The sequence below is a fragment of the Craterilacuibacter sp. RT1T genome (assembly GCF_023502145.1).
Classification (GTDB): Bacteria; Pseudomonadota; Gammaproteobacteria; order Burkholderiales; family Chromobacteriaceae; genus Craterilacuibacter.
This window is the reverse complement of the sequence record NZ_JAMFLI010000007.1, coordinates 77,546-94,343: the sequence shown is the minus strand read 5'-3', so window position 1 is coordinate 94,343 and position 16,798 is coordinate 77,546. Positions and strand designations below refer to the sequence as shown.

Genomic DNA, 16,798 nt, shown 5'->3' with positions numbered 1-16,798 from the left:
TTACCCACCTCGCTTTGCAGCGGCGACCTATTCAGGAGACATCATAGAATGGTGCCCATGGGCGGAATTGAACCGCCGACCTCTCCCTTACCAAGGGAGTGCTCTACCCCTGAGCTACATGGGCCTCAGTTTGAAGCCTACTTACGGATACACCATCTGCGTAGGGTGCTGTTACCAGCGATTAAGCCTTGCGGCACCTACGGTCTTTGACAATCTGACAAGGATGAATCCTGCCAGCCCAAAGCCCTGCACAGGCGAGCCTTGCAGCCCGCCTGATTCAGCAACCTAAAATCAGGCGCTGAGCGATGCAACATCGACGCGAACGCCAACGCCCATCGTGCTGGATACGGCAATTTTCTTCAGGTAAACGCCCTTGGATGCAGCAGGCTTAGCCTTCTGCAGAGCATCAACCAGTGCAGCCAGGTTTTCACGCAGCGCAGCTTCTTCGAAAGAAGCACGGCCGATAGTGGCGTGAATGATACCCGACTTGTCGGTACGGTACTGAACCTGACCGGCTTTAGCATTCTTAACTGCTTCAGCAACGTTAGGGGTCACGGTGCCAACCTTAGGGTTAGGCATCAGACCACGTGGGCCGAGGATCTGACCCAGCTGACCAACGATACGCATAGCGTCAGGGGAAGCGATTACGATGTCGAAGTCCAGATTGCCGGCCTTAACCTGCTCAGCCAGATCTTCAAAACCGACAACTTCTGCACCCGCTGCCTTGGCAGCTTCAGCATTGGCACCCTGAGCGAAGACAGCAACGCGAACCGACTTACCGGTACCACGCGGCAGCACAACCGAACCACGTACAACCTGGTCGGATTTACGTGGATCAACGCCGAGGTTTACGGCAACGTCCATCGATTCGTCGAACTTGGCAGTTGCGGCGCCTTTAACCATGGCGATAGCCTGGTCAACAGCGTACAGCGCATTGCGGTCAACACCACCCTTGAGGGCTTTCAGACGCTTGGAGATCTTGGCCATGTTACACACCCTCCACAATCAGACCCATGGAACGGGCGGAACCTGCGATGGTACGCACGGCGGCATCCAAGTCACCTGCCGTCAGGTCAGGCTGCTTGGTCTTGGCAATTTCTTCCAGCTGGGCGCGGGTCACCTTGCCTACCTTGTCGGTATTTGGCTTGGCGGAACCGCTCTTCAGGCCAACGGCCTTCTTCAGCAGGATGGATGCCGGAGGCGTCTTCATCACGAAGGTGAAAGACTTGTCCGCAAAAGCGGTGATCACAACCGGAATCGGCAGACCTGGCTCCATGCCCTGGGTCTGAGCGTTAAACGCCTTGCAGAATTCCATGATGTTCAGACCACGCTGACCGAGCGCCGGGCCGATTGGCGGCGATGGGTTTGCTTTGCCAGCGGGCACTTGCAGCTTAATAAAGCCGATAATCTTTTTTGCCACAATAAACTCCTAAACGGGTATGACGCAGGCAACAAGCCCGCTCCCCAACGAGAGCGCGTGATTATACACGAACCCCCTCAAACAACCAAATGAAAAATCAGAGCTTTTCCACCTGGCCAAAATCCAGCTCGACCGGTGTATCACGACCGAAGATCTGCACCGACACGCGCAATTTATTGCGCTCGTAGTTGACTTCGTCCACCGTACCGTTAAAGTCGTTGAACGGACCATCCACCACCCGCACGCGCTCACCCACCTCAAACAGCACCTTAGGCCTAGGCTTTTCGACACCCTCTTGCATTTGCTGCATGATGGACTCGACTTCCTTAACCGAAATCGGCGCAGGGCGATTAGCCGTACCACCAATAAAACCGGTTACCTTGGGCGTACTCTTGACCATGTGCCAGCTGTCGTCGGTCATTTCCATCTCGACCAGCACATAGCCCGGGAAGAATTTGCGCTCGGTAATCGAACGGCGACCATTTTTCATGTCGACAACTTCTTCTACCGGCACCAATACCTGACCAAACAGATCGGAAATATCCGAACGGTCGATCCGTTCACGCAATGCTTTTTGCACGCTCTTCTCGAAGCCGGAGTAAGCGTGAACTACATACCAACGTTTCGCCATGATTAGCCCCGTTTCAGAATGATATCGTAGAAAAACCAGGTCAGAGACGAATCAACCAACCACATGAACAACGCCAGCACCAGCACAAAGACAAAAACCATGCCCGTCATTTGCGTCGATTCTTTGCGCGTAGGCCAGACTACCTTTTTAGCCTCAGCAACCGAGTCGTGCGCATAAGCAACAAACTCTTTGCCCGGCGTAGACACCCACACCACACCGGCAGCCAAAGCCAGGCCTACGATGAATACCAGCGCCCGCAACAAGCCCTGCGTCTCGGGAACGAAATAGAAACCAGCCACACCGGAAGCTACCAACAGCCCCGCCAGCACCAGTTTGATTTTGTCTTGCATTTCCATTCGATTCTCTCAGTGCATATGCGACAAAAGACTAACCGGCGAAATTCGCCGGTTAGTCTTATTTGGCAGGCCAGGAGGGTCTCGAACCCCCAACCCTCGGTTTTGGAGACCGATACTCTACCAATTGAGCTACTGGCCTAAAACCTTTTCAATCAAGCGATGATTTTAGCAACCACGCCTGCACCAACAGTACGACCACCTTCGCGGATAGCGAAGCGCAGACCGTCTTCCATAGCGATCGGAGCAATCAGCTCAACCGTGATGGACACGTTATCGCCAGGCATCACCATTTCCACGCCTTCTGGCAGGCTAACAGCGCCAGTCACGTCCGTGGTACGGAAGTAGAACTGCGGGCGGTAGTTAGCAAAGAATGGTGTGTGACGACCACCTTCGTTCTTGCTCAGTACGTAGATCTCACCGGTGAACTTGGTGTGCGGAGTAATGGAACCCGGCTTAGCCAGAACCTGGCCACGCTCAACGTCTTCACGCTTGGTACCGCGCAGCAGCACGCCTACATTGTCGCCAGCCTGACCCTGATCCAGCAGCTTGCGGAACATCTCCACACCGGTGCAAGTCGTCTTAACCGTGTCTTTCAGGCCAACGATTTCGATTTCTTCGCCGACTTTAACGATACCGCGCTCAACACGACCGGTCACTACGGTACCGCGACCGGAGATCGAGAACACGTCTTCGATTGGCAGCAGGAATGGCTTGTCCACAGCGCGCTCTGGCGTTGGGATGTAGCTATCCAGCGCATCGGCCAGACGGTAGATCGATGGCTCACCGATATCGGACTGGTCGCCTTCCAGCGCCTTCAGGGCGGAGCCCTTGATCAGCGGCAGGTCGTCGCCTGGGAAGTCGTAGGAAGACAGCAGCTCGCGCACTTCCATTTCAACCAGTTCCAGCAGTTCTTCATCATCAACCATGTCGCACTTGTTCAGGTACACGATGATGTAAGGAACGCCAACCTGACGAGCCAGCAGGATGTGTTCGCGGGTCTGTGGCATTGGACCGTCAGCGGCCGAGCACACCAGAATCGCGCCGTCCATCTGGGCCGCGCCGGTAATCATGTTCTTCACATAGTCAGCGTGACCTGGGCAGTCAACGTGAGCGTAGTGACGGGTTTCGGTCTCGTACTCAACGTGAGCGGTATTAATGGTAATACCACGTGCCTTTTCTTCTGGCGCACTGTCAATCTGGGCATAACCCTTGGCTTCGCCACCGAACTTCTTCGACAGAATGGTGGTGATAGCAGCAGTCAGAGTGGTCTTACCATGGTCCACGTGACCGATGGTGCCAACGTTTACGTGCGGTTTGGTCCGCGCGAATTTTTCCTTAGCCATGGTAAAATTCCCTGAAACTTAACAAGGTTGGATTTGGTGCCCATGGGCGGAATTGAACCGCCGACCTCTCCCTTACCAAGGGAGTGCTCTACCCCTGAGCTACATGGGCTCTCACACTAAAACATATCCTGGAGCGGGTGAAGGGAATCGAACCCTCGTCATAAGCTTGGAAGGCTTCTGCTCTACCATTGAGCTACACCCGCTTATCACGCGCCGCTTACTTCACGCCGCCAAGATAATCTAAAATCTGGTGGGGGGAGAAGGATTCGAACCTTCGAAGGCTGAGCCGTCAGATTTACAGTCTGATCCCTTTGACCGCTCGGGAATCCCCCCTTGGAGAGACCCGAATAATACAGATCACCCCTTAGTCCGTCAACACTTTATCGTGTATTTTTTTCTAAAATCGCTTAACTACCAGTAAAAACAGGCTGTTTTACCACTTTAACCGGTACAAGCCTTTTCAGAATCAAGCACTTAGGCCTTGCCGGTAATAATCAGATACTTTGCGTGCAGTTCTTCCTGGGTCTCAGGATGGTTAGGATCCAGCGGGATGCAATCAACCGGACACACCTGCTGGCACTGGGGTTCATCATAATGCCCCACACACTGCGTACACAGGTTAGGGTCGATCACATAGATCTCTTCGCCTTGCGAAATGGCATTGTTCGGGCACTCCGGTTCGCAGACATCACAATTGATGCATTCATCCGTAATCATCAAAGACATACAATTTTCCTCAAGTATTCCTGCTTACGATTTTGTCACCCGCCCCGCTAAAGGGCAAGAACGGCACATCTATATAGATATGCTTAAAGCGCGCCTTCCGGCGCCGGCTTTTGCAGCAGCGCATAATGCACCATGCCGGCTACGCCTTCCTTTAATACCCGCCAATCCGCCAACGGCGGAAACTTGGCAGCCTCGGCATAAACCCGCCCGCCCTCATTCAGCAGGCGCGGCAACAGCGGCAATAGCGCCGGCAACAAATCCTGACTGAACGGCGGATCTAGAAAAATCAGATCAAAACGGTCGCGTGTCGTTTTAAGGTAGGACAGCGCATCGGCCCCCATGATATCGACCTCGTGCGCCGCAAGCAGTTCGCGGCTGGCCTTAAGTGCAGCCACCGCCTTGCGCTCGCGCTCTATCATCACCACCCGCTCTGCACCGCGCGAGGCAGCCTCAAAGCCCAGCGCACCACTACCGGCAAACAGATCCAGACACTGCAGGCCATCGAGCTCATGCCCCAGCCAGTTAAACAAGGTGGTGCGCACCCGGTCAGGCGTAGGGCGCAGGCCGTCCGCATCGGGAAAAGCCAGCAAGCGGCGCCGGTACTTACCGGCAATGATACGCACCTTGTTGCGGTACTCGCCCATACATCCTCCAAATTCAAGGCGCAGAGTTTACCGTGAACTTGCCGCTTTGGCTGCACCGCAAGCAGCGCTGTCGCCTGCATACCACTCCATATATATGTGTTTTCCCCTGCCACACCACCACAACATGCAATAGAACTGCCCACCATGGCATTTGAAGATACAATCGCGTATCGGACACAGACCTACAGACACGCCAGCATGTTCAGCTTTTTCAAGAAAAAACCACCCGCTCCCGTCGAAACAGAAGTACGCAACCCCACACCGACGCCCGAGCCGACCCCTGCCCTGCCCGCGCAGGAGAGCCCGATTGAGTCCGCCACACCAAGCGACCACACCGCGCCCCCTGCCCCTGCCCCTGCCGTAGATACGCCAGCCACGCGTGAACCGCACACCCACACAGCCGCCGAACCGGAGGCAGCCCCCGGCATAGACCATAGCCCGCAAAAGCTTGGCTGGAAGGAGCGCCTCAAGGCAGGGCTCGGCATACAAAGCGAAACACCGGCACCCCAGCCTGTTGCCGCGGCAGCACAGGAAGCCGTCGCGGCCGAAGCTATCGCACAGTCCCCGGCACAGGACGAACCGGCCACCGAGCCAGTCATCACCGCGCCAGCCGAAGCGAGCGAGCCCGTAACGACCACCATCGCTGCAGCGCTCACCGAGGACACGCCGGCACCAGCGCCCGAAGTCGTAGAAATCGCGCCAGTGACGCAGGCTGAAGCCACTCCCGCCACGCTGCCTGCCGCGCCAGAAGCCGCGCCAGTCGAACAAGCCGTGCCCACCCCGACCATCATCCCGCCACAAGCTGTCGCAGAAGCTAAGAAAAGCAGCTGGACCGAACGGCTGAAGGCGGGCCTGGCCAAGACGCGCAGCAAACTGGGCAAGTCGCTGGCCGCCCTGTTTGGTGGCGGCAAGATCGATGAAGAGCTGTATGAAGAACTGGAAGCGGTACTGTTGACCGCCGACATGGGCATCGCCGCCACCACCCATCTACTGGATGATGTGCGTGAACGCGTGTCGCTCAAGGGTCTGAAAGACGCAGCCGAACTCAAGGGCACGCTCAAGGACTCGATCAGCGAGCTGATCACCCCACTGGAAAAGCCGCTGGATATCAGCGGCAAAAAGCCGTTCGTAATCATGCTGGCCGGCGTGAACGGCGCCGGCAAGACCACATCCATCGGCAAACTGGCCAAGTATTACCAGGATCAGGGCAAGAGTGTCTTGCTGGCTGCCGGCGACACCTTCCGTGCCGCCGCCCGCGAACAGCTGATTGCCTGGGGCGAGCGCAATAACGTCACCGTAATTGCCCAGCAAGGCGGCGACTCGGCTGCCGTGTGTTTTGATGCGATTCAGGCGGCAATGGCGCGCGGCATTGATGTGGTGCTGGCCGATACCGCCGGCCGTTTGCCGACCCAGCTACACCTGATGGAAGAAATCAAGAAGGTAAAACGGGTGATCAGCAAAGCGCTGCCCGACGCGCCACATGAAACCATTCTGGTGCTGGACGCCAATATCGGCCAGAACGCCGTGTCGCAGGTGATGGCGTTTGATGATGCGCTCGCGCTCACCGGTCTGATCCTGACCAAGCTGGACGGCACCGCCAAGGGCGGCGTCATTGCCGCCATCGCCTCGCAGCGCCCGATTCCGCTGCGCTTTATCGGCGTGGGCGAGGGCATTGATGACTTGCGGCCATTCAAGGCGCGCGATTATGTAGACGCGCTGTTTGACTGATACATCACACCGCAGGCGCGCTCCACATGGAAGCGCGCCTGTTTTTTGCTACAAGGGGAATATCACATGATCCAGTTCGATCAGGTGAGCAAGCGCTACCCGGGCGGCTTCGACGCCCTGAAAAACCTGAGCTTTTCCATAGAAAACGGCGAGATGGTGTTTCTCGCCGGCCACTCCGGCGCCGGCAAGTCCACCTTGCTCAAGCTGGTTTCCGGCATCGAACGCGCCACCTCGGGCAACGTCATCGTCAACCGGCAGAATCTCAGCCAGCTGCGCGCCAGCCAGTTGCCTTATGTGCGCCAGCATATCGGTATCGTATTCCAAGACCACAAGCTGCTGTACGACCGCTCGGTATTCGACAATGTAATGCTGCCGCTGGACATTATCGGCTTTGACCGGCGCGATGCGGCACGGCGCGTACGTGCCGCACTGGACAAGGTCGGCCTGCTGAACAAGGAAAAGAGCATGCCCATCGGCCTGTCCGGTGGCGAACAGCAGCGCCTGTGCATCGCGCGCGCCGTGGTGCACCGCCCCAGCATCCTGTTGGCCGATGAGCCCTCGGCCAACCTCGACCGCGCCTACGCGCTCGATATCATGGAGCTATTCAAATCCTTCCATCAGGTTGGCGTCACGGTGCTGATTTCGGCACACGACGAAACCCTGATGGAAGACTACGGCCGTCGCATCATCCGCCTGCGGGAGGGGCAGTTTGCCTCATGAAACACTATCTGACCCTGCACTGGCAAAGTGCCATCCGCGCGCTGCTGCACATCCTGCGCCAGCCATTGGCCAGCCTGCTCAACCTGTTGATGCTGTCACTGGCGCTGGCCCTGCCGCTTAGCCTCTATCTGGCGATACAGAGCATAGAAGACTGGAGCGGCAAGCTGAACGTCACCCCCGAGCTGACCATCTTTATGGAGATGAATAGCGAGCCGGCCGATCTTGCCGCCGTGGAAGGCACGCTGAAAAACCACCCCAAGGTGGGCGGCTTTGCCTTTATCGACAAGGATCACGCACTGGAAGCGCTGGAAGCGCGCAACGGCATCAGCGGCATGAGCGAAGGCCTGGACGGCAACCCGCTGCCCGATGCCTTCGTGGTCAAGCCGGCTTCGCTGCAAACCCAGGATCTGGATCTGCTGCAAAAAGAACTGTCCGGCCTGCCCATGGTGGAAAACGTGCAGTTTGATGCGGCCTGGGCACAACGCCTGAACCAGCTACTGAAGCTGGGCGCGCAGCTGACCCTGTTCCTCGGCATTGCTTTTGCCGTGGCACTGGTGCTGGTCACCCACAACACCATACGCATGCAGATACTGGCGCGACGCGACGAGATCGGCATCTCCAAGCTGATCGGCGCCAGCGACAGCTTTATCCGCCGCCCCTTCCTCTATCACGCGCTATGGCAGGGGATTTTGTCGGCACTGCTGGCTTGGGGCATGGCCAGCTATCTGATCCATGTCGCCAACCCGGTGCTGGCTGAACTGGCCCAGCTTTATAACGAGCAACTGGCGCTGCGCAGCCTGAACGCCAGCGAACTGGGCCTGCTGCTGCTTATCGCGGCCTTGCTGTCCATCAGCGGTGCCCGTCTGGCCACCGACCATCACCTGCGTCAGGCACAGCCGCATTAAACCTGCCGGGGCGGCGCCCTGCCGCCCCGCTTAAGCCTGCCTTCATTGCCACACGCTATGCTGGCCATTGAAATTTTCCGTCCTCGGGGAACTGTTGTGTTCTGGCACTCCCTAACAGTGAGTGCTAACATCCGAGTTCAAGACAGGAGGTAGTGTACGACTATGACCGCATCCCTCGCTTTACCCGTCCCTTCCAGCACCGGCAGTCTGGAGCAATATATTCAGGCGGTGAACCGTCTGCCCATGCTGTCGCAGGAAGAAGAGGTCAAGCTGGCCACGCGCTATCACGAACAAAATGATCTGGAAGCCGCGCGCACGCTGGTGATGTCGCATATGCGCGTGGTGGTATCCATCGCCCGCGGCTATGCCGGCTACGGCCTGCAGCAAGCCGACCTGATACAGGAAGGCAATATCGGCCTGATGAAAGCCGTCAAACGCTTTGAACCCGCACGCGGCGTGCGGCTGTTCTCGTTTGCCGTGCACTGGATCAAGGCAGAAATGCACGAATTCATCCTGCGCAACTGGCGTCTGGTGCGCATTGCCACCACCAAGCCGCAGCGCAAACTGTTCTTCAATCTCAGAAGCATGAAGAAAAGCATGTCGGCACTGTCCGATGTCGAGGCACGCGAGATCGCCGACGACTTGGGCGTCAAGCCGGAAGAAGTGCTGGAAATGGAAACCCGCATGACTGGGCAGGATGTCGCATTGCTGGCCGATGATGGCGATGACGACAGCTACGCACCCATCGACTGGCTAGCCGACAGCGAGCACGAACCGGTGCGCCAGATCGAGAAAAAAGCCGTCGACCGCCTGCAAAGCGAAGGCTTGAGCGAAGCGCTGGCCACACTGGACGCACGCAGCCGCCGCATCGTTGAAGCACGCTGGCTGGCCGACGACAGTGGCGCCACCTTGCACGAACTGGCCGCAGAATTCGGCGTCTCCGCCGAACGCATCCGCCAGATCGAAGTCAAGGCGCTACAAAAAATGAAAACCGCGCTGGTCGCCTAAACCCCAGCCCACCCGGTCTTCCGCAGCGGGAGACCGGGCTACCCCGCTCAAAAATTGCTGCCTCACCGCAAACAGCACTTCTCTCTTAACCCCTCCCGCTAGCGGAAGACGCTGGCAAGAAGCACCGCCAAACAGGCCATTCTCTCCACATCCCTTCTTCCGCTTGCGAGAAAAGGTGGCGCGCCAGCGCCATCAAACCGGGCACGTCCTCCACATCCCTTCTCCCGCTTGCGGGAGAAGGTGGCGCGCAGCGCCGGATGAGGGCGAGGCCAAACCCCCATCAACGATAACGCTCGGGCAAACGCCCGCGCGCCGCGCTCGCCTCCTGATACAAGCCCTGCCACGCAGGCTCGCTACCGGCAAGCGTCGCCATAAACTGCGGCGCATAAGTCGGGAACGAGGCCAGCGCCTGTTGCAACGTCCGCCGTGCCTGATCCGGCTTGCCGGCCAGCGCTTCCATCTGCGCCTTTTTCAGCAACACATCAGGGTAGGGACGGAAAGCTGCCAGGCGCGTGATCCACGCCAGCTTCTGCGGCAGATCCTTGGCCGTCGGCTGCAGATAATTGTCCAGCGTATTCAGTGCATGAAAGGCAAACAGCGGCTCCTCTTTGATAATCTCGCCCAGACGCGCCTGCTGCACACTGCGCCGCTCGCTATTTGCTGCCGGCGTATACAAGCTCACCAGCTCCCAATAGCGCGGCAAACTGCTCGCGCACAACACCAATAGCCACAGCGCTACGCCCCATAGCACGCCTTGTGCCGGCCAGCGCAAGGTCAACGGGCGCGAAGGCGCCAGCGACAGCGCCATCACCCCCACCGCCGGAAAATACAGATACCACAGCGGATACTCGACCATGCTGTGAATCAGGCTGATACACAGCACCATCACCGGCAGCAGATGGCGGGCTTCCATCTGGCGGCCAAAAAACGGTGCGCCCACCCATAGCAAACCGCCCAACACCAGCGTCGTGCCCACCACCCCGGTTTCGGCCAGAAGTTGCAGCAGCAGATTGTGCGCATTGGTAAACAGCCCGCTATTAAAGGCCGCCGCGGCAAACTCGGGCCGGGTCTGCAAGGCCACACTATGTGCGGCAAACTGCGACCAGCCGGCGCCCAGCCACGGCGCCTCGCTAAACACCAGCCATGCCTTGTGCCACTCGGCAAAACGGCGCGAATTCATGCTCTCGCCACCGGCCGCCGCAATGCGCTCCACACCGCTGGCCACCCCGCCCTGCCCGGTCAGCGCACTCAATAGCGAATTGAACGCCGGCAAGGCAAACTGCAAGACAATAATCGCCAGCGCCGAGAGCGCCAGCGTCAGGGCAAAGCGCCGTGCCATCTCGTCGCGCACGCGCCACAGCCAGAACGGCGAGAGCACCAGCATCGCCGCCGCATACAACAGCACCGTGCGCGAACCGGCCCAGGCAATCGACAACGCCAGCCAAGCCAATAGCGCCAGCGCCCATGCGCGCGGCAAGCGGCGCACGGCCCATAAATACGCTACCGCCACCATGCCCCAGCTTAAATAATGCGCATACTGGTTACGCTGGCCGATATGGCCGAACACATTGGTCGTCACATGCGCGCTATCGTAAAACAGCAAACCGCCCAGTACCTGCACCAGCCCCGTCACCTGTGCCAGACCAATCAAAGACTGCAATAGCGCACCCACCAGCAGCGCCTGCGCCAGACGCCGGTAAACCCGCTCATCCCCAAACAGCTCGCGCAAGGCCTGCGTCACCGCCGCCAATAGCGCCAAGGCCAGAAATGCCAAAGCGGTTGCCTGATTCAGGCCGGGAAACAGCAAGGGCACCCACACGCCCTGCAGCGCCCACGCCAGAGCCAAGGCCAGCATCCACAAGGCCGCACGCGGCAGTGCGGCAAACAGATGCGCGATGGGAGCCATAGTAGGAGCGACGCCAGCCGCGATCAGCTTGTCGGAAAAGACCCCACAACCAAAGCCGCGCCGACACAAGCCAGCCAGCGCCAACAAACCAGCCGCCAGCAATGTCAGCCACACCACGCTCATTTCGCCAAACCATTGCGGCAAGGGCACATAATGGATGCGCGATAAAAAAGGCAGGATGGCAACCAGAGCCCAAGCCAGCAAAGCCAACGGGGCGACAGCAAAATTCAGGCGCATAAAAGCAGACAGCCGTTCAGGACAAAGGAAGGGATTGTAACGCGGGACTGCGGGAAGCGGGCGCTCCCCCTCACCCGGCGCTACGCGCCACCCTCTCCCGCCGGGAGAGGGACTGCTGGCTGCCGACTCAGCGCCAGCAAAAGCCAACGTAACAAGCCTCTCACCTTTAGGGAGAGAGAATGGCGGCGGCTCCACCAAAAAAGTAAAAACCAACGCAACAAGCCCCTCTCCCTCGGTGAGAGGGGTTGGGGTGAGGGCACCAACGCAATCGGCCTAAGGCGTCCTGACCGTCTGCGCGGCAGCCGAAGCACCTGCTTGCTGGTGGGCTAGCGCAGCTCTGGCACTGATTTGCTGTAGCGGTTTCAGCGCGGCATCCGCCGGCCCGGCTAGCATCGCCGCCAATTGCGGTGCGGTATCGGGAAAAGACGCAATGGCCTGACGCAAGGCAACTTCGGCACCGGCCGCATCGCCCTGATGGGCGCGCAGCATCGCCAGCTTGACCAAGGTACCAGGGTAAGGGCGATAGGCGGCCAGACGCTCGAACAGCGGCAGCTTAAGCGCCAAGTGGTCGGCGCTGCCATCCAGATAGTTGGACAACAACTGGTCTGCCTCATAGCTCCAGACCGGATTGGCACCGTGTTGCAGCAAGGCCTCTATCCTGACCTTGTTTTGAGCAGCATCACGCGAAGGCACCACCCAGCGCACCCAGTCAAAGTACATCACCAGACCCACGATCACCTGCCAGGCCAGTACCAGCACCAAAGCCAGCACTCCCACACGACGCAAGGCCGGACGCACCGGCAAGGCAAAACCCTTGGCAGGGGACACGCCCATCAATACAGCGAACACCATCAAAAAGCTGGCGTACCACAGCGGGTATTCAAACAGGCTGTGGCCGAGCAACACCAGCGCCAGCCCCAATACCAGCAGCGCATCGGCCCCCACATTCTCACGTTTGAACCATGGCAAAAAAGCCCATAGCAAGGCTGCCGCCACCGCCAGCGTGCCGGTCAAACCAGTCTCGGCCAAAAGTTGCAGCACAATATTGTGGCAGTGGGTAAACAGCCAGCTCTCGCTCCACTGCCCGGCAAAGGCCGGCTCCAGCAAGACAGATTGCGCGGCATAGCCGCCCAGACCAACGCCAAACAGCGGATGAGCCATAAACACCGACCACGCCTTCTGCCATTCGATCCAGCGCCGCGCCCCGAAGCCGCCATCCATAAAGCGGTCTATTCCGCTGCCTTGCTTCACCGGCAGGCCGATAGCGTTAAGCGCGGCGTTGATCTCGGCAGTAAACAGCTGGCACAGCACCATCGCCAGCAAGGCAAACAGCAGCGCCTTGACCATGCGCAAGGTGGCGACATCGCCCCCCTCACCCGGCGCTACGCGCCACCCTCTCCCCACCGGGGAGAGGGAATGGTTGGCTGCCGTCAAACTTGCCGCAGAACAGCCAGCAGCTTCGGCCACAGCCGGCCCCTCTCCCTCATGGATATGGGTTGGAGTAAGGGCGTGTTCTGCTGTAGTCAAACTTGCATCAGAGCATCTGCCACTTGCATTATCTGCCCCAGCAAATGCCGACGCAGCAAGCCCCTCTCCCTCAGGGAGAGGGGTTGGGGTGAGGGGCTGGCGGCGGGTCAGCCACAACATCCCTCCAGCGAGCAACGCCAAGCCTATGGCGTAAGCCAGCACCAGACGCGAAGCCGACCAGGCAAGAAACAGCGCCAATAGCAAGAGCAAAGGTGCCAGCAACCAGACACGCAAACGACCGCGCCCATACAGCCAGCAGGCGGCCAGCAGCGCCAGCGTCAGATAGTTGGCGCATTGATTGCGCTGCGCCAAATTACCGAACAAGGTTCCCTGCCCATCCGACACCACAAACCACAAGCCCCAGGGCTGCACCAAGCCAAACACCTGCGCCGCGCCAATCGCCAGTTGCACGCAACCGCCCAGCAACAAGCCCCAGGCCAGCGCCTGCAATACCTGCCCGCGCGGCAAGGCGGCGAGCGCCTGCGACAGCAAAGCCGCCAGCCACAACACCGCCAAGCTAGACAAAGCTACCGCTGGATAAGGTGCGCCAACCAGAGGCCATACGGCAGCCAGCGTCAACATCCCTACTGCACACAAAGCCGGAGAGATACGCCCTGCTGGCGGCAAGCGCCAGAGCCCCATCAGTACGACAGGGAGGGCTAGCAGCAAGGCAGCGGCATTGGTAACCCAGTCGCCGTTAGGCGGGAAGCGCAGCCATGATAAAAACGGCAGACAGACAAGTAACGAAATCAACAACGAATACTGGACTAGAGAGTTGCCGAGAGTTCGAGATATGGTCGTGAAGGACGACAGGCGGGACATGGATGGACCAAAAGATAATGAATAGCAAGACACCACCCTTAGGTGGTGTCTTGACACTGACTGACGTCTAAGATGAAAGCAACCTCCAGTTCACGGAGACCTATCCGACGCGCGATTCAGAGATACATCAGTTAAAGTTACTTACATACTTTCTTTGCTTCCGTATTTGTCACGTCGGTAGAGCAGCTCCAGAGACCACTTGAGGCATTACGAGTCAACTGAACATAAGCACCAGAGGCGCCCAATGCAGTCGGAATGTTTTGAATTGTGCACTTGATTATGTTTGTGCCGCTCAGATCAAAACTACAATTGTTAGTTGCGCTCGCAGACAAGCCAACTGCAGTAGCTGTGGTCGGCCACGCGCTACCTTCATTAAGCAACACTTCGGCCTGAGTCTTAGCTGGCGAAACTTCTGCCAGTGCAGCTGTGAATTTAGCCTTCGCCGTATAATTTTGATACGCCGGAATCGCAATTGCCGCCAAAATACCGATAATCGCCACAACGATCATCAGTTCGATCAAGGTAAAGCCCTGTTGTACACGTTTCATGGTGTTGCTCCTGTTGAAATGAAAAAACCCTGCCATTGTACCCGCGCCATACCTGCCCCGACAGATGGGCGACATGTCGTGCCCGTGATGCCACACCACAGCACACACTAAAAAATCATCACGCCCCGCAACCCGCCGGCAGATAAAACGCCGGCACATCACTGCGGCATGACCAGGCACCGGTGCTTGCCGCCCGCTCAAGCGCCAGCGTTTTACCATCTACCGCCGCACCCAAGCCCTGTATCTCACAGCGAATCCCTGTGGCGCTGACCGTCAAGGCGCTGCACTGCGCCACATCGGCCAGCGCAATATCGGCTGGCGACGCAGGTGCCCCACCATTGGCCAGCAACACTTCAAAACCTGTTTTGCCGTCAGCCAAGGTGCCATACAGCACCGTCACCCGCGTTTTGAGGCTGTAGTTCAAATACAGTGGAACCGCGATCGCCGCCAGTACGCCGATAATCGCTACGACCATCATCAGCTCGATCAGGGTGTAGCCTTTTTGATTCATTGATTATGCTATATCCAAATAAGATGCCAAACAACCATTTCAAACAAATCAGAACTGCAGTTTTGACCGCAGTCTGCACCCCATTCTTCAACGATACAAATAAATACGGTCAAATCACGACGGCCAGCCCATGCCGCTGTAGCATCAAGGCGACACGCAGCTAGCAAAAATGAACGCGGCCTCGCGCCAGATGCAGTTCGCACGATATTCAGGCATCATCACACATAGCTTGCCGACTACAACCAAGGCGCCTGCGCGCACCATGCCAAACCCACTGAATCTGACCCTGCCGCCCACCACCGTCTCCGGCGCCGAGCCGGCGCAGATCGCCGCCCATCTGGCGGCCCTGCCGCTGGCACTGACCCAGCAGGCGGCAGCCGACATGGCCGAATTGCTGGCACACAGCAATGCACAAGCGATGGATAGCGCACAGCGGCTGCAATTGTTTGCCCTGTTTCAGCCGCATATCGAGCGCATGCTGCCCATGCTGGACAGCGAATATCACCAGCGCGAGTTGTCGGCCACACCCCGTGCCCGCGATGCGGCACAACTGGCACGGCGCCTGCACAGTGAAAACCTGATCGCACTGAAACACTGCTTACAAGGGCAGGTACAGCGCAAGGCGGCGCCAAACCAGCGCCTTGCGTTGCTGCAACGGGTATTACTGGCCTGCCGCGACATGCTGCACACCCACCTGACGACCTATCACCCGCTGCCGGAGGGCTTCTGGCTCGATTGCCACGGTCTATATCGCTACGCATTGCAGCAGGGCTGGCAGGACGATTGCGAGGTCGATAGCCACTATAAAGCGCTGCTACTACTGGGGCTGAGCAATAGCAACCGCCTGTCGCCGCTGCAACTGACCCGGCTGATCCATCTGGCGGGCCAGGAGGCAGATCAGGTGGTGCTGCATACCGGGCAGGCAGAAGGACAGGGCTTGTGTGTGCTACCCGATAGCGACAGGGCACCGGCCTATTGCGAATACCCGCCCGAAGGCAGCTGGCAGCTACATACCGGCGACCTGACCGAGGCCATCAACCTGCATCTGCTGGAGCTATGCCACAACCCGCAGCAGCATCCGGATGAAGATACCGAGCTGTATCTGGCCCTGCTGCATGACTGGCAGCGCCCGGGCCTGCGCCGCGAAGCGCGTGAGCCGACCAAGGGCACGGTGCAGCTGGTCTCGACGCTAACCGCCTGCTGGCACCAGCTCAATGATCGCTGCTGGGATTTTGCCTCGACCGGAGACGGCAGCGAAGAAGTCGCCTATCGCAACCGGCTGGCGCAGCGCAGCCCGCCACCGCCGCCGATGCCCATGCACATCATCAACCGCAGCCCGAGCGGGCTGCAATTGCAAGGCCATAGCACCAGCCATGTCCTGCGTAACGGCGAGCTGGTCATTCTGCGCGAAGACGGGAACAGCGATACGCGCTGGCAATGCGCCTTGGTGCGCTGGGTCAGCTATGGCCAGGCGCTGGAGACGCGCTGCGGCCTGGAAATCATCGCCCACCATGCCGAGCCGCTGATGGTGCGCGCAGGCCATGCCCAGCCGGGCGACACCACGACACTGGCGCTGCGGCTGGACTCGGCCCAGATGCCCGGCCAGCTGCTACTGTCCGGACGCCCCTATCTGCGCTTGGGCAGCATGACGCTGACCAGCCGGCACGGCATGGAACAGGCCCGTATGCTGCGTATCAGCAAACAAACCCCAGGCTACCAGCTGATCGAGATACGCGCCGGCTGATAGCGCGCACACAACTTTGTGT

Annotated in this window: 16 protein-coding genes and 5 tRNA genes; 5 read left to right on the top strand and 16 right to left on the bottom strand. The window is 58.8% G+C overall.

The window, feature by feature from the left end:
• Positions 1–49: 49 nt before the first annotated feature.
• The 12 genes from M3P88_RS11635 to rsmD form a co-directional block, all read right to left on the bottom strand.
• Positions 50–124 (bottom strand) — tRNA-Thr (locus M3P88_RS11635).
• Positions 125–291: 167 nt separating this feature from the next.
• Positions 292–987 carry a 50S ribosomal protein L1 gene (gene rplA / locus M3P88_RS11630; protein WP_124735792.1) on the bottom strand — a complete coding sequence of 232 codons (696 nt, stop codon included), beginning with the start codon at positions 985–987 and terminating at the stop codon, positions 292–294.
• A 1-nt stretch (position 988) separates the two neighbouring features.
• The gene (rplK, locus tag M3P88_RS11625; RefSeq protein ID WP_249616200.1) at positions 989–1,420 is read right to left on the bottom strand and encodes a 50S ribosomal protein L11; all 432 of its coding nucleotides are present in this window, start codon (positions 1,418–1,420) and stop codon (positions 989–991) included.
• Positions 1,421–1,517: 97 nt separating this feature from the next.
• Positions 1,518–2,051, bottom strand: coding sequence for a transcription termination/antitermination protein NusG (gene nusG, locus M3P88_RS11620; RefSeq protein ID WP_249616199.1), 534 nt, complete (start codon positions 2,049–2,051; stop codon positions 1,518–1,520).
• Between the two features lie 2 nt (positions 2,052–2,053).
• Positions 2,054–2,401, bottom strand: a complete 348-nt coding sequence (gene secE / locus M3P88_RS11615; protein ID WP_249616198.1) for a preprotein translocase subunit SecE — start codon at positions 2,399–2,401, stop codon at positions 2,054–2,056.
• A gap of 69 nt (positions 2,402–2,470) precedes the next feature.
• A tRNA-Trp gene (locus tag M3P88_RS11610) sits at positions 2,471–2,546 on the bottom strand.
• A gap of 13 nt (positions 2,547–2,559) precedes the next feature.
• The gene (gene tuf, locus M3P88_RS11605) at positions 2,560–3,750 is read right to left on the bottom strand and encodes an elongation factor Tu (protein WP_124735784.1); all 1,191 of its coding nucleotides are present in this window, start codon (positions 3,748–3,750) and stop codon (positions 2,560–2,562) included.
• A gap of 34 nt (positions 3,751–3,784) precedes the next feature.
• A tRNA-Thr gene (locus M3P88_RS11600) sits at positions 3,785–3,859 on the bottom strand.
• A 20-nt stretch (positions 3,860–3,879) separates the two neighbouring features.
• A tRNA-Gly gene (locus tag M3P88_RS11595) sits at positions 3,880–3,953 on the bottom strand.
• A gap of 45 nt (positions 3,954–3,998) precedes the next feature.
• Positions 3,999–4,083: transfer RNA gene (locus M3P88_RS11590), tRNA-Tyr, on the bottom strand.
• A gap of 141 nt (positions 4,084–4,224) precedes the next feature.
• A complete protein-coding gene (locus M3P88_RS11585; protein ID WP_124735796.1) occupies positions 4,225–4,476 on the bottom strand; it encodes a YfhL family 4Fe-4S dicluster ferredoxin in 252 nt (83 codons plus the stop codon).
• Positions 4,477–4,559: 83 nt separating this feature from the next.
• The gene (gene rsmD, locus M3P88_RS11580) at positions 4,560–5,120 is read right to left on the bottom strand and encodes a 16S rRNA (guanine(966)-N(2))-methyltransferase RsmD (RefSeq protein ID WP_249616196.1); all 561 of its coding nucleotides are present in this window, start codon (positions 5,118–5,120) and stop codon (positions 4,560–4,562) included.
• Positions 5,121–5,318: 198 nt separating this feature from the next.
• Between rsmD and ftsY the strand changes: the two genes are divergently transcribed.
• From ftsY to rpoH, 4 genes are all read left to right on the top strand, one after another.
• Positions 5,319–6,848 carry a signal recognition particle-docking protein FtsY gene (gene ftsY / locus M3P88_RS11575; RefSeq protein ID WP_249616195.1) on the top strand — a complete coding sequence of 510 codons (1,530 nt, stop codon included), beginning with the start codon at positions 5,319–5,321 and terminating at the stop codon, positions 6,846–6,848.
• Positions 6,849–6,914: 66 nt separating this feature from the next.
• Complete coding sequence (gene ftsE, locus M3P88_RS11570; RefSeq protein WP_124735798.1) at positions 6,915–7,568, top strand: cell division ATP-binding protein FtsE; 654 nt, start codon at positions 6,915–6,917, stop codon at positions 7,566–7,568.
• A complete protein-coding gene (ftsX, locus tag M3P88_RS11565; protein WP_249616194.1) occupies positions 7,565–8,473 on the top strand; it encodes a permease-like cell division protein FtsX in 909 nt (302 codons plus the stop codon). Before ftsE ends, ftsX begins: the two co-directional genes overlap by 4 nt.
• Before the next feature lie 162 nt (positions 8,474–8,635).
• Positions 8,636–9,481: an RNA polymerase sigma factor RpoH gene (gene rpoH / locus M3P88_RS11560; protein WP_160795701.1), complete on the top strand. Its 846-nt coding sequence runs from the start codon at positions 8,636–8,638 to the stop codon at positions 9,479–9,481.
• 280 nt (positions 9,482–9,761) lie between these two features.
• Here the strand turns inward: rpoH and M3P88_RS11555 are convergent, their stop codons facing one another.
• The 4 genes from M3P88_RS11555 to M3P88_RS15955 form a co-directional block, all read right to left on the bottom strand.
• Positions 9,762–11,624, bottom strand: a complete 1,863-nt coding sequence (locus M3P88_RS11555) for a PglL family O-oligosaccharyltransferase (RefSeq protein ID WP_249616193.1) — start codon at positions 11,622–11,624, stop codon at positions 9,762–9,764.
• Positions 11,625–11,897: 273 nt separating this feature from the next.
• Positions 11,898–13,904 carry an O-antigen ligase family protein gene (locus M3P88_RS11550; protein WP_249616192.1) on the bottom strand — a complete coding sequence of 669 codons (2,007 nt, stop codon included), beginning with the start codon at positions 13,902–13,904 and terminating at the stop codon, positions 11,898–11,900.
• A gap of 206 nt (positions 13,905–14,110) precedes the next feature.
• Complete coding sequence (locus M3P88_RS15960; protein ID WP_283773193.1) at positions 14,111–14,521, bottom strand: pilin; 411 nt, start codon at positions 14,519–14,521, stop codon at positions 14,111–14,113.
• Positions 14,522–14,639: 118 nt separating this feature from the next.
• On the bottom strand, positions 14,640–15,032 hold the full coding sequence (locus M3P88_RS15955; protein WP_283773192.1) for a pilin: 393 nt from the start codon (positions 15,030–15,032) through the stop codon (positions 14,640–14,642).
• A 262-nt stretch (positions 15,033–15,294) separates the two neighbouring features.
• On the opposite strand from M3P88_RS15955, the gene M3P88_RS11525 reads away from it, so the two are divergent.
• Complete coding sequence (locus M3P88_RS11525) at positions 15,295–16,776, top strand: cyclic-di-GMP receptor FimW-related protein (protein WP_249616191.1); 1,482 nt, start codon at positions 15,295–15,297, stop codon at positions 16,774–16,776.
• Positions 16,777–16,798: the final 22 nt, after the last annotated feature.